This is a genomic window from Pseudorhodoplanes sinuspersici (assembly GCF_002119765.1).
In the GTDB taxonomy this organism is placed as follows: domain Bacteria; phylum Pseudomonadota; class Alphaproteobacteria; order Rhizobiales; family Xanthobacteraceae; genus Pseudorhodoplanes; species Pseudorhodoplanes sinuspersici.
In genome coordinates, this window is sequence record NZ_CP021112.1 from 2,764,585 (window position 1) to 2,789,993 (window position 25,409).

The window sequence follows — 25,409 nt, forward strand, 5'->3', positions numbered from 1 at the left end:
ATAAGACATGCCGCCAGTCTCGAAGGACAAGCCATTCGTCGTCGTCCGTGACGACGGGCCCGACATTGCCAAACTGCGCACTGCGGTCGTCGCCATCGGTAATTTCGACGGCGTGCATCGCGGCCACCGCTCGGTCATCGCGCTGGCGCAGCGCCGTGCCGCGGCGGCGGGCCGTCCGGCGGCGGTGTTGACGCTCGAGCCGCATCCGCGCTCCTACTTTCGCGCCGACGAAAAACTGTTCCGGCTGTCGGACGAAACGCAAAAACTGCGGCTGCTGGCGGCCACCGGAGTCGACGGCGCGGTGGTGCTGACCTTCAACGCCGCTTTGGCCAGCCTGCCGGCCGAGCAATTCGTCTCGAAAATCCTGGTGGAGCGGCTGGCGGTGAGCGGCGTCGCCATCGGCTTCGATTTCCATTTCGGGCAGGGGCGGGGCGGATCGCCGGCCTTTCTGAAGGATGCCGGCGCCCGCTATGGCTTCCCGGTCGATGTGGCGCCGCCCCTGGAGGATGAGGGGCGGCCGGTGTCTTCGGGAACGATTCGCTCAGCGCTCGAAGCCGGCCGCGTGGTCGAGGCGACCGAACTGCTCGGCTATCCCTGGTTCGTGTCCGGGGAGGTGATCCACGGCGAAAAGCGGGGCCGCGACCTCGGCTTTCCCACCGCCAATCTCAAGCTCGACCCGGCCTGCGGCCTGAAGCACGGCATTTATGCGGTGCGGGTCGGGATCGGCGACAAACGCTATGACGGGGTGGCGAGTTTCGGTCGCCGTCCCACCTTCGATAATGGCGCGCCGCTGCTGGAAACCTTTCTGTTCGATTTTTCCGGCGATCTCTACGGCAAGACCGTGGATGTCGCGCTGATCGGCTGGATCAGGCCGGAGGAGAAATTCGACAGCATCGCTGCGCTGGTTTCGCAGATGACCATCGATTCGGAGCGCGCCCGCGACGCCCTGAAGCGGTCGGGCGATGCTTTTCCACCGCTGGGCATGAATTAGCTCCGTCCGCTCATTCCCGCGAAGGCGGGAATCCAGACTTTCTGGGTCCCCGCTTTTGCGGGGACGAACGGAGAAAAAGTCATACGTCTTTGCGCGTTGCAGCACCCCCTGCTACACACGGCCCGCATCCTAGAGCCCCCGACATGACCAAGCCTGAACGCGACTATTCCGAGACCCTGTTCCTGCCGCAAACGCAATTTCCGATGCGCGCCGGCTTGCCCGAGCGCGAGCCGATGCTGCTCAAGCGCTGGAAGGAGGAGGACCTCTACGGCAAGCTGCGCGAGGCCGCGAAGGGGCGCCGCAAATTCATCCTGCATGACGGCCCGCCTTACGCGAACGGCAACATCCATATCGGCCACGCGCTCAACAAGGTGCTGAAGGACGTCGTCGCCCGCAGCCAGCAGATGCTCGGTTTCGACTCCAATTATGTGCCGGGCTGGGACTGCCACGGCCTGCCGATCGAATGGCGGGTCGAGGAAGAGAACTATCGTTCGAAGGGCAAGACCAAGCCGGATTTCAGCGATCCGCAGGCGATGATCGCCTTCCGTCAGGAATGCCGCGCCTATGCGCAGCATTGGCTGAACGTGCAGCGCGCCGAATTCATCCGCCTCGGCGTCGAGGGCGACTGGGATCATCCCTACACCACGATGAGCTACCCGGCCGAGGCGCAGATCTCGCGCGAGATCATCAAGTTCGCGAAGAACGGCACCCTCTATCGCGGCAGTAAGCCGGTGATGTGGTCGGTGGTCGAAAAGACCGCGCTCGCCGAAGCCGAAATCGAATACGAGGATTACACCTCGGACATGGTCTGGGTGAAATTCCCGGTGCGCTCCGCACGCGGCAAGCGCCACAAGGAACTGGAGAAGAAATACGACGGCGCATCGGTGGTGATCTGGACCACCACGCCCTGGACGCTGCCGGGCAACCGCGCGATCAGCTATTCGCCGAAGATCGCTTACGGCCTTTACAAGATCACCGACGCTGCGCCAGATAACTGGGCGAAGTTGGGCGACCTGTTGATCCTGTCGGACAATCTCGCCGGCGACGTGTTCAAACAGGCGCGTGTTGCTGCCTACGACAAGATCGCCGACGTACCGGCGGATGATCTCGCCGATCTCGCCTGCGCGCATCCGCTGCGCGCGATGGGCTACGACTTCACCGTGCCGTTGCTGGCCGGCGATCACGTCACCGACGATACCGGTACAGGTTTCGTGCATACGGCGCCAAGCCATGGTCGCGACGACTTTGAAATCTGGATGGATTACGCCCGCGATCTCGAAGCCGATGGCATCAGTACTGTTATCCCATATCCCGTCGACGAAAACGGCGCCTATACCGCGCAGGCGCCGGGCTTCACCGGCAGGCGCGTCATCAACGACAAAGGCGATAAGGGCGACGCCAATGACGCGGTGATCAAGGCGCTGGTCGAGGCCGGCAACATCATCGCGCGCGGCCGTCTCAAGCATCAATATCCGCATTCCTGGCGATCGAAGAAGCCGGTGATCTTCCGCAACACGCCGCAATGGTTCATTGCGATGGACAAGGGCATTGCCGCCAAGGGCGATACCTTGCGCGAACGCGCGCTCGACGCCATCGCCGAAACGCAATGGGTGCCGCCGGCCGGCGAGAACCGCATCAACGGCATGATCGAGAGCAAGCCGGACTGGGTGATCTCACGTCAGCGTGCCTGGGGCGTGCCGATCACCGTCTTCATCAAGGAGAAGAACGACGGTTCGGTCGAGATCCTGAACGATCCGGCGGTCGACAAACGCATCGGCGATGCCTTCGAAAAGGAAGGCGCGGATGCCTGGTATGCGGAAGGTGCTGCCGAGCGCTTCCTTGGCGATCGTGCGAAGGAAGGTTGGAAGAAGGTCGACGACATTCTCGATGTCTGGTTCGATTCCGGCTCCACGCACGCATTCGTGCTGGAAGACCCGAAGCATTTCCCGCAGCTTGCGAGCATTAAACGCAAGCCGAAGGGCGACGACGTCGTCATGTATCTCGAAGGCTCGGACCAGCATCGCGGCTGGTTCCAGTCGTCGCTCCTGGAAAGTTGCGGCACGCGCGGCGTTGCGCCCTTCGACATGGTGCTGACGCACGGCTTCGTTCTCGACGAGAACGGCCGCAAGATGTCGAAGTCGCTCGGCAACACCACGGCGCCGCAGGACGTGATCAAGAATTCCGGCGCCGATATCCTGCGCATGTGGGTGTGTGCGTCGGATTATGCCGACGATCTGCGTATCGGGCCGGAAATCCTCAAAGGCACGGTCGAGACCTATCGCAAGCTGCGCAACACCATCCGCTGGATGCTCGGTTCGCTCGCGCATTTCCATGACGACGAGCGCGTCAAGGCCGATGCGATGCCGGAGCTGGAGCGGCTGATGCTGCACCGGCTCGCCGAACTCGATGTGGCGGTGAGGGAGGCCTATCGCGCCTTCGATTACAAGCGCATCTTCGCGCTGCTCAACGCCTTCATGACCAGCGAGCTGTCGGCCTTCTATTTCGATATCCGCAAGGACACGCTCTATTGCGATCCGATCTCGTCGCACAAGCGCAAGGCGGCGCTGACCGTGATCGATTATCTGTTCCGCTGCACGGTGATCTGGCTCGCGCCGATGCTCTGCTTCACCGCGGAAGAGGCGTGGCTGTCGCGTTACGGCGATGATGCGGAGTCCGTGCATCTGCAGGAATTTCCGCATGTTCTGCCGGCCTGGCGCGACGATGCGCTGGCCGAGAAGTGGCGCAAGATCCGCAGCATCCGCCGCGTCGTCACTGGTGCGCTCGAACTCGAGCGCGCGCAGAAACGGATCGGTTCGTCGCTTGAAGCGGCGCCGGTGGTCTATGTCTCGGATCAGGATTTGTTCGCTGCGATCGTCGATGCTGACTTGGCTGAAATCTGCATCACCTCGGCGGCGACGCTGGTGGACGGCGAGGGACCGGCCGAGGCCTTCCGCCTCGACGATGTGCGCGGCGTTGCCGTCGTGCCCGAGCGGGCCCATGGCAGAAAATGCGCGCGCTCGTGGAAGATCTCGGAAAGCGTCGGCGAAGACCCGCAATATCCGGAGGTCACCCCGCGCGACGCGCAGGCGCTGCGTGAATGGGACACGCTGCGAAAAGCTGCGGAGTAATTCAATGGCTTGCGGTGAGGTGTAGGGCGGGTTAGCGAAGCGTAACCCGCCGCCACGTCGAACAAACGGCGGATTACGCTTCGCTAATCCGCCCTACATTCACTCTCCATGCTGCAATGATGAAGCTTGCCAATTATCTTTGGGGCCCGCTCACCCGCGACGGTGTTGCCGCTGCGCTGGTCACTGCGTTGCTCGATCAGGCCAGCAAGCTGTGGCTGCTCTATGCCTTCGATCTCGGCTCGCGCGACCGGGTTCCGGTGCTGCCCTTTCTCGATCTGGTGCTGGTCTGGAACAAGGGCATCAGCTACGGGCTGTTCGCGCAGAATTCGGCGCTTGGCCAGATGCTGCTCCTGGGGTTCAAGATCGTGGCCGCGGTATTCCTGTGGGGGTGGCTGGCGCGGGCCGAAAACCGCCTGATGGCGGTCTCGCTCGGCCTGATCATCGGCGGTGCCATCGGCAACGCGGTCGATCGGCTGGCGCACGGGGCGGTGGTGGATTTTGTCCTCCTGCACCTGACCACGGCCACATTCACCTTCAACTGGTATGTCTTTAACCTCGCCGACGTGGCCATCGTTGCCGGGGTGGCGGGTTTGATGTATGAAACCCTCCTGGGGGCACGCGCCGCAAAAGCGCCCTGATCCTTGGGCAATGCCAGAGCAGGGATGGCGGCAACTGACCGTGCGGGGAGCAGTCTTGCGCAAACGCATCGATAGCTTTTCGAGCCGATTTCTGTCGCTTGTGCCGGGTTGGCGCCGGCGGCTGACATTGAGCTTTGCTGTTTTCGCCGTGGCTCTGGCGGCATCGGCCGCGATCGTGCCGCAGGCTTATGCCGCGGACGATGACGACGAAGAAGACACCATCGAAACGAAATTCATCAAGGGCCTTCTCGGCATCAACGACAAGGACCGCATCGATTATCGCGAGCGCCCGCCGCTGGTGGTGCCGCCCAATATCGGTACTTTGCCGCCGCCCGAAACCACTGCCGTGACTAACAGCCCGGCCTGGCCGAAGGATCCGGAAGTGGTCGAGCGCAAGAAACGGCAGCAGGCGAACAAAAACCAGCGCCGCAAGACCTTCGAGGAAGAGGCGCGGCCGCTGACGCCAGCCGAACTCGACGCGCCTGGCCGCGCCGCCCGTGGCAGTTCGCGGCCCAATCCGACCGGTCCGCAGGATTCCGAGGGACCGGATGCACGTGCACTCCGCCCCGACGAGCTTGGGGTCAAGGGCAGCCTGCTCGGCAATCTCTTTAAGGATAACACCCAGCCGGAACAGGCGACCTTTACCCAGGAGCCGGCTCGCACTGATCTGACCCAGCCACCGCCGGGCTATCAGACGCCATCGCCCAGTCAGGTTTACGGCATTGCGCCTCGGAAGGAGCAACCGAAGCCGTTTGACTGGATTAACAAACACGGCACCTCGGATTAACGTCGGAATTGATGTCGCGGCGCAGCAAACCCTTCGAAACTGTAATGTCCGAAGGGCTGAGCGCCTCTTTTCAAATTCCGAGCCGATCCTCATGTTTATGTTGATACTGCGCTGCGCCATACCGGCCGGTTCAGCTTTTGAGAGTTCGTATGATCCACATCACGCGCCGATTTCTCCCGGCACTCTTCGCGGCATCGGCCGCGTTTTTCGTGCTCGGTCCATCCGTCGACGCCTTGGCGTCCACGGGTCCGGACGTCTCCCACTTCAAGCTGGGCAACGGCATGGAGGTCGTGGTGATCCCCGACCGCCGCGTGCCGGTGGTCACCCACATGGTCTGGTACAAGGTCGGTGCCGCCGATGAGCAGCCCGGCAAGTCCGGCATCGCCCATTTCCTCGAACATCTGATGTTCAAGGGCACCGAGAAAAATCCGGCCGGCCAGTTTTCCAAGACCCTCTCCACCATCGGCGGACAGGAAAACGCCTTCACCTCGAGCGATTACACCGGCTACTTCCAGCGCGTCACCAAGGACCGCTTGAAGATGGTGATGGAGTTCGAAGCCGACCGCATGACCGGTCTCAAGCTCACCGACGAAGCGGTGCTGCCGGAACGCAATGTCGTTCTTGAAGAACAGAATAGCCGCGTCGCCAACAGCCCGTCCGCCAAGCTCGGTGAGGATGTGCAGGCGGCGCTTTATCTCAATCATCCTTACGGCCGGCCGGTGATTGGCTGGCGCCATGAAATCGAAAAGCTCGACCGCAAGGACGCGATCGATTTCTACAACAAATGGTACACGCCGAATAACGCGATCCTGGTCGTCGCCGGTGACGTTGACGCCGATGAGGTGAAGAAACTTGCCGAGGAGACTTACGGCAAGGTTGCGCCGCGCGCCGAGATCGGCCCGCGCATCCGCCCGCAGGAGCCGGAGCAGCGCACCGTCCGCACCGTGCTGTTCGCCGATCCGCGCGTCACCCAGCCGAGCCTGCAACGCAGCTATCTGGTGCCGTCCGCACACACCGCAAAGCCCGGTGAATCGGAAGCGCTGGAAGTGCTGTCGCAAATTCTCGGTTCGGGCAGCAACAGCCGCCTCTACAGCAAGCTCGTCATGGAGAAGCCGCTCGCGACCTCGATCGGCGCCTGGTACCAAGGCACGGCGCTCGATGACACGCGCTTTGGCGTCTATGGCACGCCGCGCGCCAATGTGACGTTGAAAGACCTCGAGGATGCGATCGATTCCGTGATCGCCGAAGTCGCCGACAAAGGCGTCACCAACGACGAGCTCGAACGCACCAAGATCAAGCTGGTGGCCGATGTCGTCTATGCGCAGGACAGCCAGGCGACGATGGCGCGCTGGTATGGTGCTGCATTGACCTCCGGTCTCACCGTTGAAAGCCTCAAGACATGGCCTGACCGCGTGCAGAAGGTGACTGCGGATCAGGTGCGTGACGCCGCCAAAAAATGGCTCGATAAGCGCCGCTCGGTAACGGGCTATCTGGTCAAAGACCTTCCCAAGCCGGAGGAGCGGCGTTCATGATGCATTTTCGTCAATTCGCTTTCGCGGGCGCCGCACTCGTCACGTCGTTTGCGTTCGCGCCTTCCGCGCAGGCGATGACCAAGATCGAGCGCGTGGTCAGCCCCGGCGGCATCGAAGCCTGGCTGGTGCGCGAGCCTTCGGTGCCGCTGGTGGCGATGGAGTTCTCCTTCAAGGGCGGCGCCAATCAGGACCCGTCCGACAAGCCGGGCGTGTCCTACATGACCGCCGCGACGCTCGATGAGGGCGCGGGCGATCTCGATGCAAAGGCGTTCCAGCAGCGCCTCGAGCGCAACGCCATCGAATTGTCCTTCCGCGCCAGCCGCGATGAATTGCGTGGCACGCTGAAGGTCATGACCAACAAGCAGGATGAGGGCTACGATCTGCTGCGCCAGTCGCTGACCGCGCCGCGTTTCGATGCGGAGCCGGTGGAGCGCGTGCGCGCGCAGATGCTGACGGCGCTGAAGCGCGAGACCACCAGCCCCAACGATATCAGCGCGCGGCTGTGGTGGCGGACGGCATTTCCAGGTCACCCCTACAGCCAGCCGACCAACGGCTCGCTGGACTCGGTGCCGGTCATCGTGCGCGACGATCTGAAGGCCTATGCCGGCCGCGTTCTCGCCCGCGACAATCTCAAGATCGGTGTGGTCGGCGATATCGATGCCAAACAGCTCGGCGTCGTGCTCGATCGGGTGTTCGGCGGCCTGCCGGCGAAAGCCGATCTTCGCAAGCTGCCTGAAGCCAAGATGCAGTCGATCGGCAAGAAGCTGGAAGTCGAACTCGATGTGCCGCAGACGGTGGTCAGCTTCGGCGGCCTCGGTGTGCCGCGCAAGGATCCGGATTTCATCCCGGCCTATATCGTCAATCATATTCTGGGCGGCGGCTCGTTCTCCTCGCGTCTTTACAACGAGGTGCGTGAGAAGCGCGGCCTGGCCTATTCGGTCTATTCCTATCTTCTGCCGCTCGATGCGACGGCCCTGTTCATGGGCGCCACTCAGACGCGGGCCGATCGTGCCAACGAGACCGTCGGCCTGATCGAGCAGGAGATCAAGCGGCTGGCCGAGAATGGTCCGACCCAGGACGAGCTCGACAAGTCGAAGTCCTATCTCCGTGGTTCCTACGCGCTGAACTTCGATACCTCGACGAAGATTGCCGCGCAGCTCGTGCAGTTGCAGGTCGACGATCTTGGCATCGATTACTGGGAACGCCGCAACGGCCTGATCGAAGCCGTGACGCTCGATGACGTGAAGCGCGTTGCCAAGCGTCTGCTCGATGGCGGTGTGCTGGTCACGATGGTCGGCCGCGCTCCGGTGATACCCGCCAAGGGTGGCTAGCGTTTCGTTTCAATCGTTGCTTCTCTCCGCTCATGCCCGCGAAGGCGGGCATCCAGCCTTAAACAGATCTGGGTCCCCGCCTGCGCGGGGACGAGCGGCTTGAGGCGCAGTCGACGAGTACGGGGGCACATGAGCATTTCTCAAAACATCGAACTCGCCCGCGAAAGCGCGATCGGCCGCGAGGGCGTGTCCGATACGGCGTTGAGTGGTGCGCTGAAGCGCAGCGAGGCTGCGCTGGACTGGTTGCGCGCACGCCATGCCGATGGCGGCTTGCGCCTGTTGCAGTTGCCGGCCGAGCGGGCTGACATCGCTTCGGTGCAGGACGCGGCGAAGCGGCTGAAAGCTGGCGCCACCGATATCGTGTTTCTCGGCACCGGCGGCTCGAGCCTCGGCGGCCAGACGCTGGCGCAGCTCGCCGGCTACGCCGTGCCGGGCGTCGGAAGCTTGCGCGATGGTCCGCGCATCCATTTCATGGACAATCTCGATCCGGCAAGTTTCGGTGCGCTGCTGGAAAAGCTGCCGCTCGCCACATCGCGCTTCGTTGCGATCTCGAAATCCGGGGGGACCGGCGAGACGCTGATGCAGACCATGGCGGCGCTGTCGGCCTGCAAGGCGGGCGGCCTGCAGTCAAAGATCGGCGAATTGTTTCTCGGCCTCAGCGAGCCTGTGAAGGGCGGCAAACGCAATGCCTTGCGCGATCTTCTGGAGCCGGAAGGCGTCGCCTTTCTTGAGCACGACACCGGCGTCGGCGGCCGCTTTTCGGGACTGACCAATGTCGGCCTTCTTCCCGCGGCCATTCTGGGGCTCGATATCGTGGCGTTGCGCGAGGGCGCGGCGAATGCGCTGGCACCGGTGCTGGCGAACAAGCCGGCACGCGAGGTGCCGTCGGCGCTCGGCGCTTCGCTGTCGATCGCGCTTGCCGAGAGCAAGGGCAAGACCATCTCGGCGGTGATGGCCTATGCCGACAAGCTCGAGAAATTCGCCAAATGGTATGTGCAGCTCTGGGCGGAAAGTCTCGGCAAGGATGGCAAGGGCACGACGCCGATTGCCGCGCTCGGTCCGGTCGATCAGCACAGCCAGTTGCAGTTGTTCATTGCCGGTCCGCGCGACAAGCTGTTCACGGTGCTGACAACCGGCGTTGCCGGCAAGGGGCCGAAGATCGATGCGGAGCTGGCCAAGCGTGCGCATGAGGCGGATTTCGGCGGCAAAACCATCGGCGATCTTGTCGCCGCGCAGGGTAGAGCCACCGCCGAGACGCTGGCGAAGAACGGCTGCCCGGTCCGCACCTTCCATCTCGACACCATCGACGAAACCTCGCTCGGCGAATTGCTGATGCATTTCATGCTGGAGACGATCATCGCCGCGCATCTCCTCGGCGTCGACGCCTTCGATCAGCCGGCGGTGGAAGAGGGCAAGATCCTGGCGAAGAAGTATCTGGCTGGTTGAGAATACTTTTGTCATTGCGAGGAGCGCAGCGACGAAGCAATCCATTCCCTTCGGCGTATCAGAACAGGCTGGAATACAAATCCCGCCATTCCGGATTGGCGGTGGTGATCAACGCGATTTTCTTTGCGCGTGATCCGCCTTTGATTTGCTTTTCGTGTTCGATTGCTGCGATCATATGATCGTGCAGCTCGTACCACACCAGCAGTTTGCATCCATAGCGGGCTGCAAATCCGGTTCCGATGCCTTCACGATGCTGCCAAGCGCGCTGTTGAATATTGGAAGTGACGCCGGTATAGAGCGTGCCGTTCCGCTTGCTGGCCATGATATAGACCGCCGGTTGTTTCATTTCGGCGACGCTGTGATTGAGAGATGGATTGCTTCGTCGCGCTTCGCGCGCCTCGCAATGACGGTCTACCATATCTTCCTCGTCATTGCGACGAAGCAATCCATTGGGAGACCTCCGGTCGTATAACAATGATCCGCGTCACCGACACCATCAGCATCGACGAAGAGGAAATCGAGGAAAGCTTCGTGCGGTCCTCGGGGCCGGGCGGGCAGAATGTCAACAAGCTGTCCACCGCCGTGCAATTGCGTTTCGACGTGCGGCGCTCGCCATCGCTGCCGAACGATGTCGCCATTCGTCTGATGCGGCTCGCCGGCAAGCGGCTGACCAAGGATGGCGTGCTGGTGCTGATTGCGCAGAACAATCGCACACAGGAACGCAACCGCGCCGAGGCGCGCGAGCGGCTGATCGAACTCATTCGCGAAGCTGCGGTGAAGCCGGTGCCGCGTAGAGCCACCAAGCCGACGAAAGCCTCGAAGACCAAGCGTCTTGAGGGCAAGAAGCTGCGCTCGAACGTCAAGGATATGCGTGGCAAGGTGCGGATGGATTGAGGCTTAAAGCCGCGATCGCCATGTCGCGTGATGTTGTCGGTTGTTTTGTCGCGACCTAGCCCCACCCGCTCATTCCCGCGAAGGCGGGAATCCAGCACAGAAAAATGCAAATGAGCGTGATGCTCTGGGTCCCCGCCTTCGCGGGGACGAGCGAGGTTACTTGTCTTCGCCAAACTACAGCTTGACATTCTTGGATTTCTAGGATTTAAATCCTTCCATCCCGTCCCGCTGAAGGGGCGTTTCATGAGCGTCGTGAGACGCGGGGCGGGGAGCGGTGGCCGTGCGGCGGGCAGACGTAACCCGCTGTGCGGTCGGTTCAAGCCGCGTCCCGCCAGGCTAGCTGCCCGGCGTTTCGGTGGAGGAACGTCCACTGGGGACGATGGAGCAGACCGTCAAACACCGCGCGCGGAACGCCGAGTGATCGGCTTTTCCGTGGTGCTACCAATCTCATGCGCTTTCACACTTTGCGCATGGGGCCATGGGCTGGCCAGAAAGCCCGGCGTTCCGCGCGCCCTTCGTTTTGAAGGGCATCAAGCGGCGGCTTTGGACGACGGCGTACCTCGCGCCGGTAAAAAACAGGGGCGTTTTCGCGCGTCTGGCTTTCTTTACCCTCCCCACAGGGGGAGGGTAAGAGGCCCCGAATCCTGTAAAACCAACCCATGCCTGTTCGCCAACTCTCCGAAGCCATTATCAACCGCATTGCCGCCGGCGAGGTCGTCGAGCGGCCGGCCAGCGTGGTGAAGGAACTGGTCGAGAACGCACTCGATGCCGGCGCCAGGAAGATCGAGATCGTCACCGATGGCGGCGGCCGGCGGCTGATCCGCATCACCGACGACGGCAACGGCATGACGCGGGACGATCTCACGCTCGCGGTCGAGCGCCACGCCACGTCGAAACTGTCGGACGACGACGACCTGATGGCGATCGCGACGCTCGGCTTTCGCGGTGAGGCGCTGCCGTCGATCGGCTCGGTGTCGAAATTATCCATCGTCACGCGCCATGCCAGCGAGCCGCATGCCTGGGCGCTCGGCGTTGATGCCGGCGTCAAGTCGCAGCCTGTGCCCGCCGCGCTGAATGCCGGCACCCGCATCGAGGTGCGCGATCTGTTCTACGCAACGCCCGCGCGCCTGAAATTCATGAAGAGCGAACGCGCCGAAAGCGATGCCGTGCGCGAGGTGGTGCGGCGGCTGGCGATGAGTAGGCCCGATGTCGCCTTTACCCTCGCGGGTGAAGAGCGTGCGCATGTCACCTGGCCCGCGGCGTTGCCGGGACTGCCGGGCTCGCTGGCGCGGCTCGGCGATATTCTCGGCTCCGATTTCCGCGCCAATGCCGTCGAGGTGATGGCCGGCAAGGAAGGCCTCGGCGTGGTCGGCTTTGCCGCGCTACCGACTTACACGCGCGCCAATTCGCTCGGCCAGTATCTGTTCGTCAACGGACGGCCGGTGCGCGACAAGTTACTCGTCGGCGCGGTGCATGGCGCTTATGCCGATTATCTGCCGCGCGGCCGTCAACCTGTCGTGGCGTTGTTCGTCAGCATCGATCCGCGCGAGGTCGATGTGAATGTGCATCCGGCAAAAACCGAAGTGCGCTTCCGCGATGGCGGTCTGGTGCGCAGCCTGATCTTTGGTGCTTTGCGCGATGCGCTGGCGCGCGAGAGTGGACGCGCGGCCTCGACCGGCGGTGATGCGACCGTTGCGGCCTTTCGTCCGGCGTCATCGGTACCGCGCGGCGGCTGGGACTTCCGGCGCTCGCCGGCCGCGCCGCCCTCGTTTCCGGTACGAAATTGTCCGCAGCAGGGTTTTGCAACGGACGGCAATGCCGCTGCGGGCTTTGCCGAAGCGGCGCAGGCGGTGTTCGATGTCGGCGCTGCCGCGACAAGCGCGCGGGTTGAGACCTTCGAGCCCGCGGTCGATGCGCTCGATCGTCCGCTCGGCGCAGCGCGCGCGCAGGTGCATGACAATTACATTGTCTCGCAGACCCGCGATGGCCTTGTCATTGTCGATCAGCACGCCGCGCATGAGCGGCTGGTCTATGAACGGCTAAAAGCCGCGGTCGAGAAGCAGGGCGTGGCGCGGCAGATCCTGCTGATCCCGGAAATCGTCGAGCTCGACGAAAGCGATGTCGAGCGTCTGGTCGCGCGCGCTGACGAACTGGCAAAGTACGGCCTGGTGCTGGACAGCTTCGGCCCCGGCGCTGTCGCCGTGCGCGAGACACCTTCACTGCTGGGTGAGATCGATGCGGTGTCGCTCGTTCGCGATCTCGCCGAGCACATGGCGGAATGGGATGACGGTTTGCCGCTCGAACGCCGCCTGATGCATGTCGCCGCGACCATGGCCTGCCATGGTTCGGTGCGGTCGGGCCGCCGTTTGAAGGGCGAGGAGATGAACGCACTGCTGCGCGAAATGGAAGTCACGCCCAATTCCGGCCAGTGCAATCACGGCCGGCCGACCTATGTCGAACTTAAGCTCAGCGATATCGAAAGGTTGTTCGGGAGGCGGTGATCAGGCGAGGTTCAGAAAAACAATCTCGGTGTCGTCATAGTCGCGCCGTTCGATTTCGTTGAAACCGTCCGGCGTCTGGAACGCGCCCTTGGCTTCCTCGATCATGACCAGCGCATCCGGCGTCATCCAGCCGCCCTCGCGTGCCGAAAGGAGCGCCTTTTCCGCAAGTCCCTTGCCATAGGGTGGATCAAGGAACACCAGCGAGAATGGCTCATTCGGATGCACGCTACCCAGCTTCGTCGCATCTCTTCGGAAGATGCGGGTAACACCGGCGGCACCCAGTGTTTCGACATTCTGCCGGATCAAGGCGCGCGCTTCCGCGCCGTCATCGACAAACAGGGTGAAAGCGGCGCCACGCGACAAGGCTTCGAGCCCCAAGGCGCCGGTGCCGGCGAACAGGTCCAGCACCCGTGCGCCGGTGACTGGATCGCCATAGGCATGCATCAGGATGTTGAAGATGGATTCGCGCAGGCGATCCGCGGTCGGACGGATCTGCTGCGTGCTTGGGCCGGCGAGCGTGCGGCCGCGGAATTTTCCGCCAACGATCCGCATCAGCGCTTCCGCTTGCCGCGCGGCGAATGCTGCGTGTTGCGTCCGCCCGTTCTCTTATCCCCGCGTCGCGGATCGGCATTATCATGGTCTCGTCGATGCGGCTTGGCTGATGCCGCGCGTTTGGGAGGGCCACCCCGTGCCGGTCGATGCGAATGCGGTTTGGTGCGTTCTTCATCCCTTCCCCGCTCGTGGAGGATGCGGCTCGGCGAAGCCGTGCGAGTGGGGGAGGCAGTCTTGCCTGATTTTGTTTTGTTGCGAACGTCCGATGGCTTGCGCGGTGCCGGCTTCGCGTCATCGGCATCGTCGCTTTCGATCTCTGAAATCGGTCCCGAAAAATCCGCTTCCGCCAGCGTTGCGATGCGTTCGCCCAATTGCTCGCGCAGATGCCGGGTGCGGATTTCCTCCACCGCGCCTTCCTTCAGATCGCCGAGCTGGAACGGCCCGAACGAGACGCGGATCAGCCGGTTCACCTTCATACCGAGATGTTCCAGCACATTGCGCACTTCGCGGTTCTTGCCTTCGCGGATCGCAAAGGTCAGCCACACATTGGCGCCCTGCAGGCGATCGACCGTCGCCTCGATCGCGCCGTAGCGGATGCCGTTCACCGTCACCCCCTTGCGCAGGGCGTCGAGTTGCGGCTGCAGGATGGCGCCATGCGCGCGCACGCGATAGCGGCGCAGCCATCCGGTCTGCGGCAATTCCAGCGCGCGCGCGAGGCCGCCATCGTTGGTCAGCAGCAGGAGACCTTCGGTGTTGAGATCGAGCCGCCCAACGCTGACGAGGCGCGGCAGGCCCTTCGGCAGTTTCTCGAAAATCGTCGGCCGCTTTTCCGGGTCGGCATGCGTGGTCACGAGGCCACGCGGCTTGTTGTACAGGAACAGCCGCGTGCGCTCCCGCTGCGGCATCGGCTTGCCGTCAACCGCGATCTTGTCTTTGGCGGTGACATTGAGGGCGGGCGAGGTGATCGGCGCGCCATTCACGGTAACGCGTCCGGCGGCGATCCAGGCCTCGGCCTCGCGCCGCGAGCACAGGCCCGCGCGCGCCATCACCTTGGCGATGCGGTCGCCCTCTCTTGCGGTTTGCTGCTCTTTTGTCATCTTGCCTTGGCCGGTCTTGTGCCGGTCGTCTACATCGTTAGATCATCTGTATAGAGACGTGGGTGTCCGGAACAAGCCCGGGCATGGCGAAGAAAGTCCCGCCTTTCAATGACCAAATCGACATTTATGGATATGGCGCTCACGGAGGCGCAGAACGCGGCCGAAGCCGGGGAGGTGCCGGTCGGTTGTGTGCTCGTGCGCGGAACCGAGGTCTTGGTCCGCACCAGCAACCGCACGCTGATGGATCGCGATCCGACCGCGCATGCCGAAATGCTGGCGATCCGGCAGGCGGCGCATCTCCTTCAGACCGAGCGGCTGACCGATTGCGATCTTTACGTCACGCTCGAGCCTTGCGCGATGTGTGCCGCGGCGATCTCCTTCGCCCGTATTCGCCGCGTCTATTATGGCGCGGCCGATCCGAAGGGCGGGGCGGTGGACCATGGTGTCCGTTTCTTCAACTCTCCCACATGCCACCATCGGCCGGAGGTCTATGGCGGCATCGGCGAAAAGGAAGCGGGCGCGTTGCTGAAGAATTTCTTCGCCGAGCGGCGCTAACGTCAATCGGAGAGCAATGCCGACAGCTTGCCCTTCAACTCGGCCTTGATCGGTTCTGCCGCGCGCAGGATGGCACTGACCCGCAGGAAATCGAGTGTGCGGAACACACCGACATTCGGCCGCAAAATGATGTCCGGTGCGCCATGGCGCAGTTTCTCGTCGATGATGGTCTGGCCCATGACCAGAATGGTGGCAAGGTAGCTTTCCAGTGCCAGTGGTATTTCCGTTCTCGCTTCGGTGGGCGGGCCAGCTACATCGACCGCAATGATGATGTCGGCTTTGCCGCGCAACCGATCGAACGGCAACGGGTTGGTCGCGCCGCCATCGACCATGACGCGGCCATCGACCAACACTGGCCGGCTCATGCCCGGAATCGCCATCGAGGCCGCGACGGCGGACCTGAGCGAACCGGACGACATCGCCAGCTCACGACGCGCATAAAGATCAGAGGCGATGACTGTCAGCGGAATTTGCAATGTGCTGAAATCGTCCGGCACGATATCGGGCAGAAATTGCGCACAGAATTTCTCCGCGTCGATCAGCGTCGCATCGCGAAGGCCGGACGCGATCAGCGAGCCGATGCCGCCGGCGCGCACCGCCAGCAGCTTGCGGAACAGGCCGGAGCGGTCGCGCGCCAACGTGACGACATGCTTGCGAATTTCGCTGCCGCTCATGCCGGCGGCATAGGGCGCACCGAGCAGCGCGCCGATCGACGTGCCCGCAATCGCGACAGGACGGATGCCCATCTCGTCCAGCACCTCGAAGACCGCGATATGGGCAAGCCCGCGCGCGCCGCCGCCACCGAGCGCGAGCGCCACGCTCTTCATCGTGCGCCTGCCTTTTTGGCGAATTGCCAGGCCGTTGCGGCGAGCGGGCGGATCATATCCGCCTTGCCAGGTGCATGGTCGCTGGTTGCAGTACCGTCGCGGACGCGGCCGATGATGCCCTGCAGGATCGCAGCGATACGGAAGAAATTATAGGCGAGATAGGCGGGCAAATGCGGGCGTGGATCGAACCCGGTGCGCGAGACATAGAGATCGACGTATTCGGCAAGCGAGGGCAGGCCGAGCGCTGCAAGATCGCGGCCAACGAGAGAACCGGTTCCGGCCCGGCTCTCCGAGTGCGGCATATGCCATTGCATCAGGTGATAACTAAAATCGGCGAGCGGATCGCCGAGGGTCGACAATTCCCAGTCCAGCACGGCGATGATGTCCGGCATGCCGTGAGAGATGATCGTGTTGTCGAGCCGGTAGTCGCCATGGACCACGCGCACCGCCTGTTGCGGCGGCACGTTGCGCGGCAGCCATTCGATCAACGCATCCATATCGTCGATCGGTTCCGTTTCGGAGGCGCGATATTGTTTTGACCAGCGTTCGACCTGGCGGGCGACGTAGTTTTCGCCACGGCCGAAATCCGACAATCCGATTGCGGCCGGGTCGAAGGAATGCAGCCTCGCCAGGGTGGCATTCATGGAGTCGTAGATCGCTGCGCGCTCGCCTGGATTGGAACTGGGCATGTCCGGTTCCCAGAACACGCGGCCATCGGCGAAGCTCATCACATAGAATGCCGTGCCGGCGATGCCGTCATCGTCGCAATAAAGAAACGGCGTGGGGACAGGAAAGCCCTGCCGATGCAGCGCGGAGATGACGCGGAACTCCCGATCCACCGCGTGCGCGGAGAGCAGCAGTTTGCCAGGCGGCTTGCGGCGCAGGACGTAGCGGCGCTGCGTTGTTTCCAGCAGATAGGTCGGATTCGACTGCCCGCCGCGAAACTGCCGGATCGACAGCGGCCCCGAGAAATCGGGAATATGCGTGCGAAGATAATCGGAAAGCCGGTTCGCATCGATCGACAGGCTGGGCGCGACCTCCTTGGTCCCTGAGAATGCCGCCTGCCGGTCGATGTTTGTCATTGGCGTCAGGGCCGAAAGAACTCGAGCAGCGCCGCTGCGGTCGCGTCCGGGTTTTCCTCGGCGACGAAATGTCCCGAATCGATCGGCTTGCCGCTCACCTCTTTCGCCCAGTCTTTCCAGATCGTGAGAGGGTTGCGCTCACTTGGAATACCCGCCGAACCCCACAGCACCAGCAGCGGTGCGCTGATCTTGTTGTGTGCGGCATGGTCGACCTCGTCGTGACCAAGATCAGTCGTAGCGCCGGCGCGGTAATCCTCGCAGGTGGCATGGATGCGCAGCGGATCGGAGAAGAAGGCATGATAATGCGCAAGCGCTCGTGGATCGAAAGCGGACAGGTCCTTGGCCTTGGTCCAGCTCGCCATCTTGTAATCGAGATATTGGATCGGCGCCTTTTCCAGCAGCATTTCCGGCATTGGGAATTTCTGCGCAAGGAACGGCCAGTGCCAGACTTTGATGGCCATCACGTGGTCCATCCTGTTCCACATCTCGTAGGTTGGGATGATGTCGAGCACGGCGAGCTTGATCAGCCGGCCGGGATTATCGAGCGCAAGGCGATAGGAGACGCGTCCGCCGCGATCGTGCCCGGCGAGATAGAAGCGCACGTAGCCCAGTTTCTCCATCACCTCGATCATCGCGCGCGCCATCGAGCGCTTGTCGTAAGGTGTGTGTCCTTTGCCGGAGCGCGGCGCATCCGACCAGCCATAGCCCGGAAGGTCCGGAATGATCAGTGTGAATTTCTGCGCCAGCGCTGGCGCCACCTTGTGCCACATCACATTCGATTGCGCGTAACCATGCAGCAGGAGCAGCGGCGGGCCGTCGCCGCCGGAGCGCGCGAAAATGCGCCCAGCCTGCGTGTCGATCCAGTGCGATTCAAATCCGGGAAAGAGATCGGCGAGGTCGGACATACGCTTAGTCTTTCAAAACTGCGCTGACAAAACGGGCTTCGTCATAGTGCCATCGTTCATTGTCCACGAATGCCGTTTCGGCATCAATTCATGCGAGCCACTTATAGGGCGGTCAGGAGCCACTTCTCTCCCGTTCAATCGCCCGTTTCCCGATGTCTCGGCGGCAGAAACCATCCGGCCAGTCGATCTTGTCGACGGCAGCATAGGCCTGCTGCTGAGCCTCCGCCACTGTGCGACCGATGGCGCAGACATTGAGCACGCGGCCGCCATTGGCGACGATCTGTCCGTCGCTTTCCTTCGTGCCGGCGTGGAAGATCTGCACGCCTTCGACCTGCGCGGCCTCATCGAGACCGCCGATCACGGTGCCCTTCTTGTAGTCGCCGGGATAACCCTTCGCTGCCATCACAACCGTGAGCGCCGCGTCGGGATACCAGCGCAGATCGAAATTCTTCAAGACGCCATCGCGCGAGGCGAGTAGCGCCGGCACGATGTCCGACATCATGCGCAGCATCAGCACCTGCGTTTCCGGATCGCCGAAACGCACATTGTATTCGATCAGCTTCGGTCCATCCTTGGTGATCATCAGGCCGGCGAACAGCACGCCTTTGTAAGGTGTGTCCATGGCCGCCATCGCACGCAATGTCGGCTCGATGATCTCGCTCATCGTGCGCTGTGTGATCGCGTCCGTCATCACCGGCGCGGGCGAATAAGCACCCATGCCGCCGGTATTGGGTCCCTGATCGTCGTCGAAAGCGCGTTTGTGATCCTGCGCCGATGCAAGCGGGATGGCCGTCGTTCCATCGCAGAGTGCGAAGAAGGAGGCTTCCTCGCCGTCGAGAAATTCCTCGATCACGACTTCTGCGCCGGCTGTGCCAAGACCGCCGTCGAACATCATGTCGACGGCGGCTTCCGCCTGCTCGATGGTCTCGGCAACGACCACGCCCTTGCCGGCCGCGAGACCGTCCGCTTTCACAACGATAGGCACGCCCTGTTTGCGGATATAATCCTTCGCCGGACCTGGCGCGGTGAAGCGCTCGTAGGTTGCGGTCGGGATGTTGTTGGCGCGGCAGATATCCTTGGTGAAGCCCTTGGAACCCTCAAGCTGCGCCGCGGCTTTTGAAGGCCCAAAAGTCTTGATGCCGGCGGCTTCAAGGGCATCCACGATACCGGAGCAGAGCGGCGCTTCTGGTCCGACCACCACAAGGTCGATTCGCTTGTCCTTGGAAAAGGCGGTCACCGCCGCATGATCGCCCGGATCGAGCGCCACACATTCAGCGTCCTGCGCGATGCCGGCATTGCCGGGAGCGCAATAGAGCTTTTGCACCAGCGGGCTCGCCGCCATTTTCCAGGCCAGCGCATGTTCGCGGCCGCCGGAGCCGAGCAGGAGGATATTCATACGGTCAAAGACGCCTTATTTCGAGGCGGCTGGTGTAGCATGAGAGACCGGACCCGCAAGCGAATCGCATGAAGATGAACGAAGCTCCTCGCCTCAATATCGTGGAATTGACCGTTTCCGAGGTCTCAGCGGCGCTGAAACGCACGGTTGAGGACAATTTCAGCTATGTGCGGGTGCGCGGTGAAATCTCCGGCTATCGCGGGCCGCACTCTTCCGGCCATGCCTATTTCGCCATCAAGGACGAGGGTGCGCGGCTCGATGCGGTGATCTGGAAGGGGGTGTTCGGCCGCATGCGGATCAAGCCCGAGGAGGGACTTGAGGTCGTTGTCACCGGCAAGATCACAACCTATCCAGGCCGCTCCAATTACCAGATTGTGGTCGACACGCTGGAGCCGGCCGGCCTCGGCGCGCTGATGATGCTGCTCGAGGAGCGCAAGAAGAAGCTCGGCGCCGAGGGTCTGTTCGACGAAGCGCGCAAACAGCTGCTGCCGTTCCTGCCGCGCATTGTTGGCGTGGTGACATCGCCGACCGGCGCCGTGATTCGTGACATCCTGCATCGTCTGGAAGACCGCTTTCCGCAGCATGTCATCGTCTGGCCGGTGCGCGTGCAAGGCGAGGGCGCGGCGAATGAAATCGCTGCCGCAATCGAAGGATTCAACGCATTGCCCGAGGACGGGCCGACGCCGCGTCCCGATATATTGATTGTCGCGCGGGGCGGCGGCTCGTTGGAGGACCTGTGGTGCTTCAACGAAGAGATCGTGGTGCGGGCCGCGGCGGGTAGCATGATCCCGCTGATTTCGGCGGTGGGGCACGAGACCGACATTACGCTGATCGATTTTGCGTCAGATCGGCGGGCGCCGACGCCGACGGCTGCGGCCGAAATGGCGGTGCCGGTCCGATCCGAATTGCTATCGCGGATCGCGACACAGACGCGCCGCATGAGCGCCTGCTGGCTGCGCGGGCATGAAAGCCGCCGGACCGAGTTGCGCGCGGCTGCCCGTGCGCTGCCGTCGCTCGATATGTTGCTGGCGATTCCGCGCCAGCGCCTCGATGCGGCGTCGGAGCGGTTGCCACGGGCGTTACGGGCGAATGCGCATGTGCATCATCAGCAATTCGCGCGGATTGCCGGACGGTTGTCATTGCGGCTTCTGACCGAGCGAACGGTCCAATGTAAAGATCGCGTCAAAGCATTGGCCGAGCGTGGGACGAGAGCGCAGAAAACAAACCTTGCCCGCAAATTGGATCGCCTGACATCTGCCGGACAGTTGCTCAAGGCATTTTCCTATCATGGCGTACTCAGGCGCGGTTTCGCGCTCGTTCGCGATGCGGATGGGCTTCCATTGCGTGCAGCGTCTTCGGTTGGCGCCGGGGCGCGGATCGAGATCGAGTTTGCCGATGGCCGCGTTGGCGCAACGGCGGATGGACCCTCGTCATCCCCCGCTACTGCCGCGAAAGCCAAACCGCGCGGCGGACCGAGCGGGCAGGGCAGCCTGTTCTGACTTCCGATTAACGCTCAGCGTGCAAACCATTCCGGGATGCGCTTTAACGCATCAGCGCGCGCTTCGGCATTGGCATTGCGAGCCGCGCGTCCGGGTTCTTTCCAGGGAACAGATTTGCCGCTCTTGTGCCGGACACGCAGAAGATCGCGATCGAAGGCGTGACGAGCACCGCGATACTTGACGATCACAGCTCCGGCCGATCGCCCGCGTGCGCCGGCCACCATCTGTTCGCAGGTCTTCGCCGGGGTCAAATCGTCGAGAGCGCCAATGAGAATGAGCGTCGGAACGCGCGCGCTCCATGCCGTATCGTTCAGCCGCTGGCAGCCAGGATAAAAAACGGCGGCGGAACGAAAATCCGGCCGGTCGTCGTCCGGTTCGACATTGGGACGGACCGCCCAGAGAACGGCAATGGCGCCGCTGTCCCAGCCCAGCAGCGCAATCCGATCCTTTCGGGCGAAAGCCTGCTGCTGCAGCCAGTCGCGCGCAGCCCGCACATCGGCAACACGTTCGCGGTCGGGGCTGACCTTTGCACCCTTGTCCCGATGGGGCAGCTTGTCGCGGCATTGAGGAGACTGACTGCGTGACGCTTCGCTGTCCGGAAAGAGAACGCCAAAGCCTGCTGCCGAAAGACGCTGACCCCATTCATCCCACGTGGCGCGAATTGTTCCAGACTCCTTCCTGAGTCCCTCGCAGCCGGCGAGTGCAACGATGACGGGAAACGGTCCTTCGCCCGGCGGTCGGTACAGGACCGCCTGGAGCGGCTTGTTGTCGGTCGGAATCTGTATCTGTTCGAATTCCGCCCGCGCCACGCCACAAAGGCACAGGAGGGTTGTAATCAAGAAAATGAATCGCATGGCTCGCCTGCATTGGGCAGTCTGATCGGATATGGGCATCATGGCGGGAAAGCGGCAGACCTTCCCTTTGACCTTCGTCGCCGGACCATTATCTTGAGGCCCGCAGCAGCGTTCACACTATTGTTTTCGATCACCGTCCAGGAGGAAGTCCCTTGCTCAATCGCTTCGATCGCCCCCCACCCATGGCCGGCGAGGCCGAAGTCAAGTTCCTGGACGGTGATTTCCGGATCGTCCGGCCTGGTGCCTTCGTGCGTTGTGCGGTGACCAACGTCCCAATTCCGCTCGAAGAGCTGAAATATTGGAGCGTTGACCTGCAGGAGGCCTATGCAACGCCGCAGGCCGTGATGCAGCGCCTGACGACCCAGAAGGGTTAATGTCGGGCGCGGGCTGCGAGTGCATTGCGCAGCAGCTTGCGAAGATCCTCGCTCTCCTCGAGAATGAGCGATACAGGTATCGCCTCCGCCGCCGCCGCCAACCGGCCTCGCTGGCCTGATGCCCCCGCCAGCCGGGCAAGATCTTTCTCTGTCGTGACCGGGATCAGCTTTTCGCGTTTGCAGCGCGCAAGGATGCGCTCGGCATCTTCCTCGGAATAAGGATGATGATCGGGGAACCTCTCTTCCACCTGCGCTTCGACGCCCGCCGAAACCAGAGTTATAAAGAACTTTTCCGGATCGCCGATGCCGGCAAAAGCGTAGGTCTTGCGGTGGTTCAAGGATTTGAGCGCTTCAGGCGAAGGTTCGAGCCACGCCCGTAGAACCGGGATCCCGTTCGTACGCGCCGCATCTGTGATCTGGCCGACACCTGCGCCTTGACCAATCATCAGCACAGCTTGCACGTACTTGAATTGACGCGCCAGCGGCGCACGCAAGGGGCCGGCGGGAAAGACAAAGGCGTTTCCAAAACCGCGCCGCGCATCCGCAACGGCAATCGATACGTTTTTCATCAACGACGGGTTTTGCAATCCATCATCCATGACGATCACGCTCGCGCCCAATGATGTTGCCAGGACAGCGCCGGCGGCGCGGTCACGCGAAACGATGACGGGCGCCTGGCGCGCGAGCAGCAACGGCTCGTCGCCGACATCCTCTGCCTTGTGCTGCGAAGGATCGACGCGAATGGGGCCGTGCAAACGTCCGCCATAACCGCGTGTCAGGAAGAGCGGCTTCTCACCCTCGGCGGCCAGGAACTTTGCAATCGCGATCGCGGTCGGCGTCTTGCCGGTGCCGCCGAGTGTAAAGTTGCCAACGCAGATAACGGGAATATCGGCCCGCAATCCTTGGCGTCGCATCCGCGATGCGGTGATGGCGCCATAAATGGCCGAGATAGGCCATAGGAGATACGCGGCGATTCCGGGCTTGTGCCACCAGAATCCGGGGTCACGCATTGGACGCCTGATGTGACAGCCGCAACTGCATGAGATACGGCTCAAGTTCGTTGACAGTGCGGTCGAGCGCGCCACCGAGCCGCTGCACGGTTCGATATCCCGCGTCACCGACGGCCTTGCGCGTCACGGCGTCTTTCAAGAGGTCGCTGATTCGCATCGCCATGTGACCGATATTGTCGATTTCTTCTGCGCCGCGCGCGGCATCAAGCGCGGCGTAGATATCGGCGAAGTTCCAGATGTGCGGCCCATGCAGGATCGGCCGGCCGAGCTTCGCCGCCTCGATGGGATTCTGGCCGCCATGTTCGACAATCGAGCCGCCCATGAAGACAATATGCGCGAGGCGATAGAGCAATCCCAGTTCGCCCATCGTGTCGGCAACATAAATATCGGTGCGGTCGTCAGGCAGAACGCCGTAGGAGCGCAACATCCCGCGCGAGCCGGCGGCGACGGCGTGGCTCAATATGTCCTTGCCGCGATGCGGATGGCGCGGCGCAATGATCGTCAGCAGCCGTGGTCTGGTTTTGCGAACCCGCCGATGCGCTTCGATGATCGCTTCGTCTTCGCCGGGATGTGTCGAGGCCGCGACGAAGACCTGCCGGTCGGCAATGGCGAGCTGCAATTCCGCGAGCTTGTCTTCATCGGCGGGCGGCGCCGGCACATCGAGCTTGAGATTGCCGGTGACATGGACAATGGGCAGACCGAGTTCGGAAAAACGCTCCGCATCCAGCGCCGATTGCGCAAGACACATATCAAATTTGCCGAGGATCGCCTTTGCCGTGCGGCGCAGCGAACGCCATCCTTTGAAGGATTGTTCCGACATGCGGCCGTTGATCAGCACCAGCGGAATGCGCCCCTTGGCACTGGCAACGATCAGGTTTGGCCATAGATCGGATTCGATGAACAGGCCGAGGTCCGGCCGCCAGTGATGCAGGAAGCGGTAGACGAAGCGCGGCGCGTCGAGCGGGATGAATTGATGCAGCACATCGTCCGGCAAGCGATCCTTCACAACGGCCGCCGATGTAACGGTGCCCGACGTGACCAGAACACGGACATCGCGCTCCCGCAGCCGCTGGATCAGCGGAAACACCGCCGTTAATTCGCCGACGCTTGCGCCATGCAACCAGACCAGTGGACCGTCCGGTCGCGTCAGCGTCGGGGTTCCATGTCGTTCGGAGAGGCGCTCTTCCACTTCCTTGCCGCGGCGCAGGCGCCGCTTCAGCCACAGGCCAGCCAGCGGCGATGCCGCCGACATCGCGCGGCGATAAGCGCGCAATGTCATCGGCAGGCGTTCAGCCACGGACTTCACCTGTCGTTTTGCCGTCGACGATAGCGTAAGCTTGATCGGTCGCCGCATTCAGCTCGGTTTCGAGTCTGATGCGCGCAGCTTCAAGATCGGCGTTGGTTGCGTCAGGCCCGACGCGCACGGGCTCGCCGACCACACCGGCAATCAGGCTGAAGGGCAGATTGACCGCGCTTCGATCCCAGTTGTTGAGCTCTTTGCGGCGGCTCGACGCCAGCGCGACAGGATAGATCGCGCGGCCGGAATCGCGGGCCAGCCGGATGATGCCGGGCCCAGCGACGCGCGATATTTTCGGGACGTCCGCAGTCAAAGCCACATTGTAGCCCTCGGACAGCGCCGTCAGCATCTGGCGATAGGCGCTGACACCGCCCTTGCGATGGAACTCGGTGCCATGATCGCCCGAGCCACGAATGGTCTCAACACCTAACCACTCCGCGGCGACCGCATTCATTTCCCCATCGCGATGCCGTGAAATAAGGGTTTTGGCCTTATGGCCGTTCTTCTTGATGAACGGCGCCATGAAATGCTGGCCGTGCCACATGGCCAGGATAATCGGCAGGTCGGTACCGGCCCGCTCATAAATATCGCCGGGAACGGTGACGGTCCGGCTCGTCAGGTTGACGAAGCGCAGATACTCGGCCGCGACGATGCCGACGGTCTTTTGCACCCAGCGTGCGCGCGCAATACGCCGTGACGACAGCATCCCGGTT

22 protein-coding genes and 1 pseudogene are annotated in these 25,409 nt (G+C 62.7%); 12 read left to right on the forward strand and 11 right to left on the reverse strand.

Going from position 1 to position 25,409, the window contains the following annotated elements; genetic code table 11:
* Window positions 1-7 precede the first annotated feature (7 nt).
* The 7 genes from CAK95_RS13300 (at window position 8) to CAK95_RS13330 (ending at window position 9,853) form a co-directional block, all read left to right on the forward strand.
* On the forward strand, window positions 8-991 hold the full coding sequence (locus CAK95_RS13300) for a bifunctional riboflavin kinase/FAD synthetase (RefSeq protein WP_086088352.1): 984 nt from the start codon (window positions 8-10) through the stop codon (window positions 989-991).
* A 143-nt stretch (window positions 992-1,134) separates the two neighbouring features.
* Window positions 1,135-4,119 (forward strand): isoleucine--tRNA ligase, encoded by a 2,985-nt coding sequence (gene ileS / locus CAK95_RS13305; protein WP_086088353.1) that lies wholly within the window; start codon window positions 1,135-1,137, stop codon window positions 4,117-4,119.
* A 116-nt stretch (window positions 4,120-4,235) separates the two neighbouring features.
* Window positions 4,236-4,757 (forward strand): signal peptidase II, encoded by a 522-nt coding sequence (gene lspA / locus CAK95_RS13310; protein WP_245303747.1) that lies wholly within the window; start codon window positions 4,236-4,238, stop codon window positions 4,755-4,757.
* A 55-nt stretch (window positions 4,758-4,812) separates the two neighbouring features.
* The gene (locus tag CAK95_RS13315) at window positions 4,813-5,544 is read left to right on the forward strand and encodes a hypothetical protein (RefSeq protein ID WP_147413656.1); all 732 of its coding nucleotides are present in this window, start codon (window positions 4,813-4,815) and stop codon (window positions 5,542-5,544) included.
* A 149-nt stretch (window positions 5,545-5,693) separates the two neighbouring features.
* Complete coding sequence (locus CAK95_RS13320; protein ID WP_086088355.1) at window positions 5,694-7,076, forward strand: M16 family metallopeptidase; 1,383 nt, start codon at window positions 5,694-5,696, stop codon at window positions 7,074-7,076.
* Complete coding sequence (locus tag CAK95_RS13325) at window positions 7,073-8,407, forward strand: M16 family metallopeptidase (protein ID WP_086088356.1); 1,335 nt, start codon at window positions 7,073-7,075, stop codon at window positions 8,405-8,407. The genes CAK95_RS13320 and CAK95_RS13325 overlap by 4 nt, the downstream gene beginning before the upstream one ends.
* A 129-nt stretch (window positions 8,408-8,536) precedes the next feature.
* On the forward strand, window positions 8,537-9,853 hold the full coding sequence (locus CAK95_RS13330) for a hypothetical protein (RefSeq protein WP_086088357.1): 1,317 nt from the start codon (window positions 8,537-8,539) through the stop codon (window positions 9,851-9,853).
* 58 nt (window positions 9,854-9,911) lie between these two features.
* On the opposite strand, the gene CAK95_RS13335 is transcribed toward CAK95_RS13330, so the two are convergent.
* Window positions 9,912-10,199, reverse strand: coding sequence for a GIY-YIG nuclease family protein (locus CAK95_RS13335; protein ID WP_086091394.1), 288 nt, complete (start codon window positions 10,197-10,199; stop codon window positions 9,912-9,914).
* A 128-nt stretch (window positions 10,200-10,327) separates the two neighbouring features.
* Here CAK95_RS13335 and arfB point away from each other — a divergent pair, with 128 nt between their 5' ends.
* A complete protein-coding gene (arfB, locus tag CAK95_RS13340; protein ID WP_086088358.1) occupies window positions 10,328-10,747 on the forward strand; it encodes an alternative ribosome rescue aminoacyl-tRNA hydrolase ArfB in 420 nt (139 codons plus the stop codon).
* 659 nt (window positions 10,748-11,406) lie between these two features.
* The gene (mutL, locus tag CAK95_RS13345) at window positions 11,407-13,248 is read left to right on the forward strand and encodes a DNA mismatch repair endonuclease MutL (RefSeq protein WP_086088359.1); all 1,842 of its coding nucleotides are present in this window, start codon (window positions 11,407-11,409) and stop codon (window positions 13,246-13,248) included.
* On the opposite strand, the gene rsmD is transcribed toward mutL, so the two are convergent.
* Together rsmD and CAK95_RS13355 are read right to left on the reverse strand one after the other, a co-directional pair.
* Entirely contained in the window at window positions 13,249-13,800 is a 552-nt protein-coding gene (gene rsmD / locus CAK95_RS13350) for a 16S rRNA (guanine(966)-N(2))-methyltransferase RsmD (RefSeq protein ID WP_086088360.1), read from the reverse strand.
* Window positions 13,800-14,873: pseudogene (locus CAK95_RS13355) on the reverse strand (pseudouridine synthase); the annotation flags it as partial. The gene rsmD and the pseudogene CAK95_RS13355, both read right to left, overlap by 1 nt.
* A gap of 132 nt (window positions 14,874-15,005) precedes the next feature.
* Here CAK95_RS13355 and CAK95_RS13360 point away from each other — a divergent pair.
* Window positions 15,006-15,452 (forward strand): nucleoside deaminase, encoded by a 447-nt coding sequence (locus CAK95_RS13360; protein WP_086088362.1) that lies wholly within the window; start codon window positions 15,006-15,008, stop codon window positions 15,450-15,452.
* A gap of 2 nt (window positions 15,453-15,454) precedes the next feature.
* Here the strand turns inward: CAK95_RS13360 and CAK95_RS13365 are convergent, their stop codons facing one another.
* The 4 genes from CAK95_RS13365 to purD all read right to left on the reverse strand — a co-directional run bounded on the left by CAK95_RS13365 (window position 15,455) and on the right by purD (window position 19,662).
* Window positions 15,455-16,279: a patatin-like phospholipase family protein gene (locus tag CAK95_RS13365; protein WP_086088363.1), complete on the reverse strand. Its 825-nt coding sequence runs from the start codon at window positions 16,277-16,279 to the stop codon at window positions 15,455-15,457.
* Window positions 16,276-17,361, reverse strand: a complete 1,086-nt coding sequence (locus tag CAK95_RS13370; protein WP_086088364.1) for a phosphotransferase family protein — start codon at window positions 17,359-17,361, stop codon at window positions 16,276-16,278. The genes CAK95_RS13365 and CAK95_RS13370 overlap by 4 nt, the downstream gene beginning before the upstream one ends.
* A gap of 5 nt (window positions 17,362-17,366) precedes the next feature.
* Entirely contained in the window at window positions 17,367-18,266 is a 900-nt protein-coding gene (locus tag CAK95_RS13375; protein ID WP_086088365.1) for an alpha/beta fold hydrolase, read from the reverse strand.
* A gap of 112 nt (window positions 18,267-18,378) precedes the next feature.
* Window positions 18,379-19,662 carry a phosphoribosylamine--glycine ligase gene (purD, locus tag CAK95_RS13380; RefSeq protein ID WP_086088366.1) on the reverse strand — a complete coding sequence of 428 codons (1,284 nt, stop codon included), beginning with the start codon at window positions 19,660-19,662 and terminating at the stop codon, window positions 18,379-18,381.
* 68 nt (window positions 19,663-19,730) lie between these two features.
* Between purD and xseA the strand changes: the two genes are divergently transcribed.
* On the forward strand, window positions 19,731-21,161 hold the full coding sequence (gene xseA, locus CAK95_RS13385) for an exodeoxyribonuclease VII large subunit (protein ID WP_245303749.1): 1,431 nt from the start codon (window positions 19,731-19,733) through the stop codon (window positions 21,159-21,161).
* A 14-nt stretch (window positions 21,162-21,175) separates the two neighbouring features.
* Here xseA and CAK95_RS13390 read toward each other — a convergent pair whose 3' ends face one another.
* Window positions 21,176-22,015: a dienelactone hydrolase family protein gene (locus tag CAK95_RS13390; RefSeq protein ID WP_157699618.1), complete on the reverse strand. Its 840-nt coding sequence runs from the start codon at window positions 22,013-22,015 to the stop codon at window positions 21,176-21,178.
* A gap of 152 nt (window positions 22,016-22,167) precedes the next feature.
* On the opposite strand from CAK95_RS13390, the gene CAK95_RS13395 reads away from it, so the two are divergent.
* Window positions 22,168-22,389 carry a DUF2093 domain-containing protein gene (locus CAK95_RS13395; protein WP_183044260.1) on the forward strand — a complete coding sequence of 74 codons (222 nt, stop codon included), beginning with the start codon at window positions 22,168-22,170 and terminating at the stop codon, window positions 22,387-22,389.
* Here CAK95_RS13395 and lpxK read toward each other — a convergent pair.
* The 3 genes from lpxK to CAK95_RS13410 are packed head-to-tail and all read right to left on the reverse strand — an operon-like array spanning window position 22,386 to window position 25,402.
* Window positions 22,386-23,399, reverse strand: coding sequence for a tetraacyldisaccharide 4'-kinase (lpxK, locus tag CAK95_RS13400; protein WP_086088369.1), 1,014 nt, complete (start codon window positions 23,397-23,399; stop codon window positions 22,386-22,388). The genes CAK95_RS13395 and lpxK overlap by 4 nt on opposite strands.
* On the reverse strand, window positions 23,392-24,696 hold the full coding sequence (locus CAK95_RS13405; RefSeq protein ID WP_183044261.1) for a 3-deoxy-D-manno-octulosonic acid transferase: 1,305 nt from the start codon (window positions 24,694-24,696) through the stop codon (window positions 23,392-23,394). Before CAK95_RS13405 ends, lpxK begins: the two co-directional genes overlap by 8 nt.
* On the reverse strand, window positions 24,689-25,402 hold the full coding sequence (locus CAK95_RS13410; protein ID WP_086088370.1) for a lysophospholipid acyltransferase family protein: 714 nt from the start codon (window positions 25,400-25,402) through the stop codon (window positions 24,689-24,691). Before CAK95_RS13410 ends, CAK95_RS13405 begins: the two co-directional genes overlap by 8 nt.
* Between the last annotated feature and the right edge of the window lie 7 nt (window positions 25,403-25,409).

Bases quoted from the DNA above. Each gene is read 5' to 3' on its own strand.
- CAK95_RS13300 (WP_086088352.1), top strand. From the start codon at position 8: ATGCCGCCAGTCTCGAAGGACAAGCCATTCGTCGTCGTCCGTGACGAC.
- ileS (WP_086088353.1), top strand. From the start codon at position 1,135: ATGACCAAGCCTGAACGCGACTATTCCGAGACCCTGTTCCTGCCGCAA.
- lspA (WP_245303747.1), top strand. From the start codon at position 4,236: ATGATGAAGCTTGCCAATTATCTTTGGGGCCCGCTCACCCGCGACGGT.
- CAK95_RS13320 (WP_086088355.1), top strand. From the start codon at position 5,694: ATGATCCACATCACGCGCCGATTTCTCCCGGCACTCTTCGCGGCATCG.
- CAK95_RS13325 (WP_086088356.1), top strand. From the start codon at position 7,073: ATGATGCATTTTCGTCAATTCGCTTTCGCGGGCGCCGCACTCGTCACG.
- CAK95_RS13330 (WP_086088357.1), top strand. From the start codon at position 8,537: ATGAGCATTTCTCAAAACATCGAACTCGCCCGCGAAAGCGCGATCGGC.
- CAK95_RS13335 (WP_086091394.1), bottom strand. From the start codon at position 10,199: ATGAAACAACCGGCGGTCTATATCATGGCCAGCAAGCGGAACGGCACG.
- arfB (WP_086088358.1), top strand. From the start codon at position 10,328: ATGATCCGCGTCACCGACACCATCAGCATCGACGAAGAGGAAATCGAG.
- mutL (WP_086088359.1), top strand. From the start codon at position 11,407: ATGCCTGTTCGCCAACTCTCCGAAGCCATTATCAACCGCATTGCCGCC.
- rsmD (WP_086088360.1), bottom strand. From the start codon at position 13,800: ATGCGGATCGTTGGCGGAAAATTCCGCGGCCGCACGCTCGCCGGCCCA.
- CAK95_RS13360 (WP_086088362.1), top strand. From the start codon at position 15,006: ATGACCAAATCGACATTTATGGATATGGCGCTCACGGAGGCGCAGAAC.
- CAK95_RS13365 (WP_086088363.1), bottom strand. From the start codon at position 16,279: ATGAAGAGCGTGGCGCTCGCGCTCGGTGGCGGCGGCGCGCGCGGGCTT.
- CAK95_RS13370 (WP_086088364.1), bottom strand. From the start codon at position 17,361: ATGACAAACATCGACCGGCAGGCGGCATTCTCAGGGACCAAGGAGGTC.
- CAK95_RS13375 (WP_086088365.1), bottom strand. From the start codon at position 18,266: ATGTCCGACCTCGCCGATCTCTTTCCCGGATTTGAATCGCACTGGATC.
- purD (WP_086088366.1), bottom strand. From the start codon at position 19,662: ATGAATATCCTCCTGCTCGGCTCCGGCGGCCGCGAACATGCGCTGGCC.
- xseA (WP_245303749.1), top strand. From the start codon at position 19,731: ATGAAGATGAACGAAGCTCCTCGCCTCAATATCGTGGAATTGACCGTT.
- CAK95_RS13390 (WP_157699618.1), bottom strand. From the start codon at position 22,015: ATGCGATTCATTTTCTTGATTACAACCCTCCTGTGCCTTTGTGGCGTG.
- lpxK (WP_086088369.1), bottom strand. From the start codon at position 23,399: ATGCGTGACCCCGGATTCTGGTGGCACAAGCCCGGAATCGCCGCGTAT.
- CAK95_RS13410 (WP_086088370.1), bottom strand. From the start codon at position 25,402: ATGCTGTCGTCACGGCGTATTGCGCGCGCACGCTGGGTGCAAAAGACC.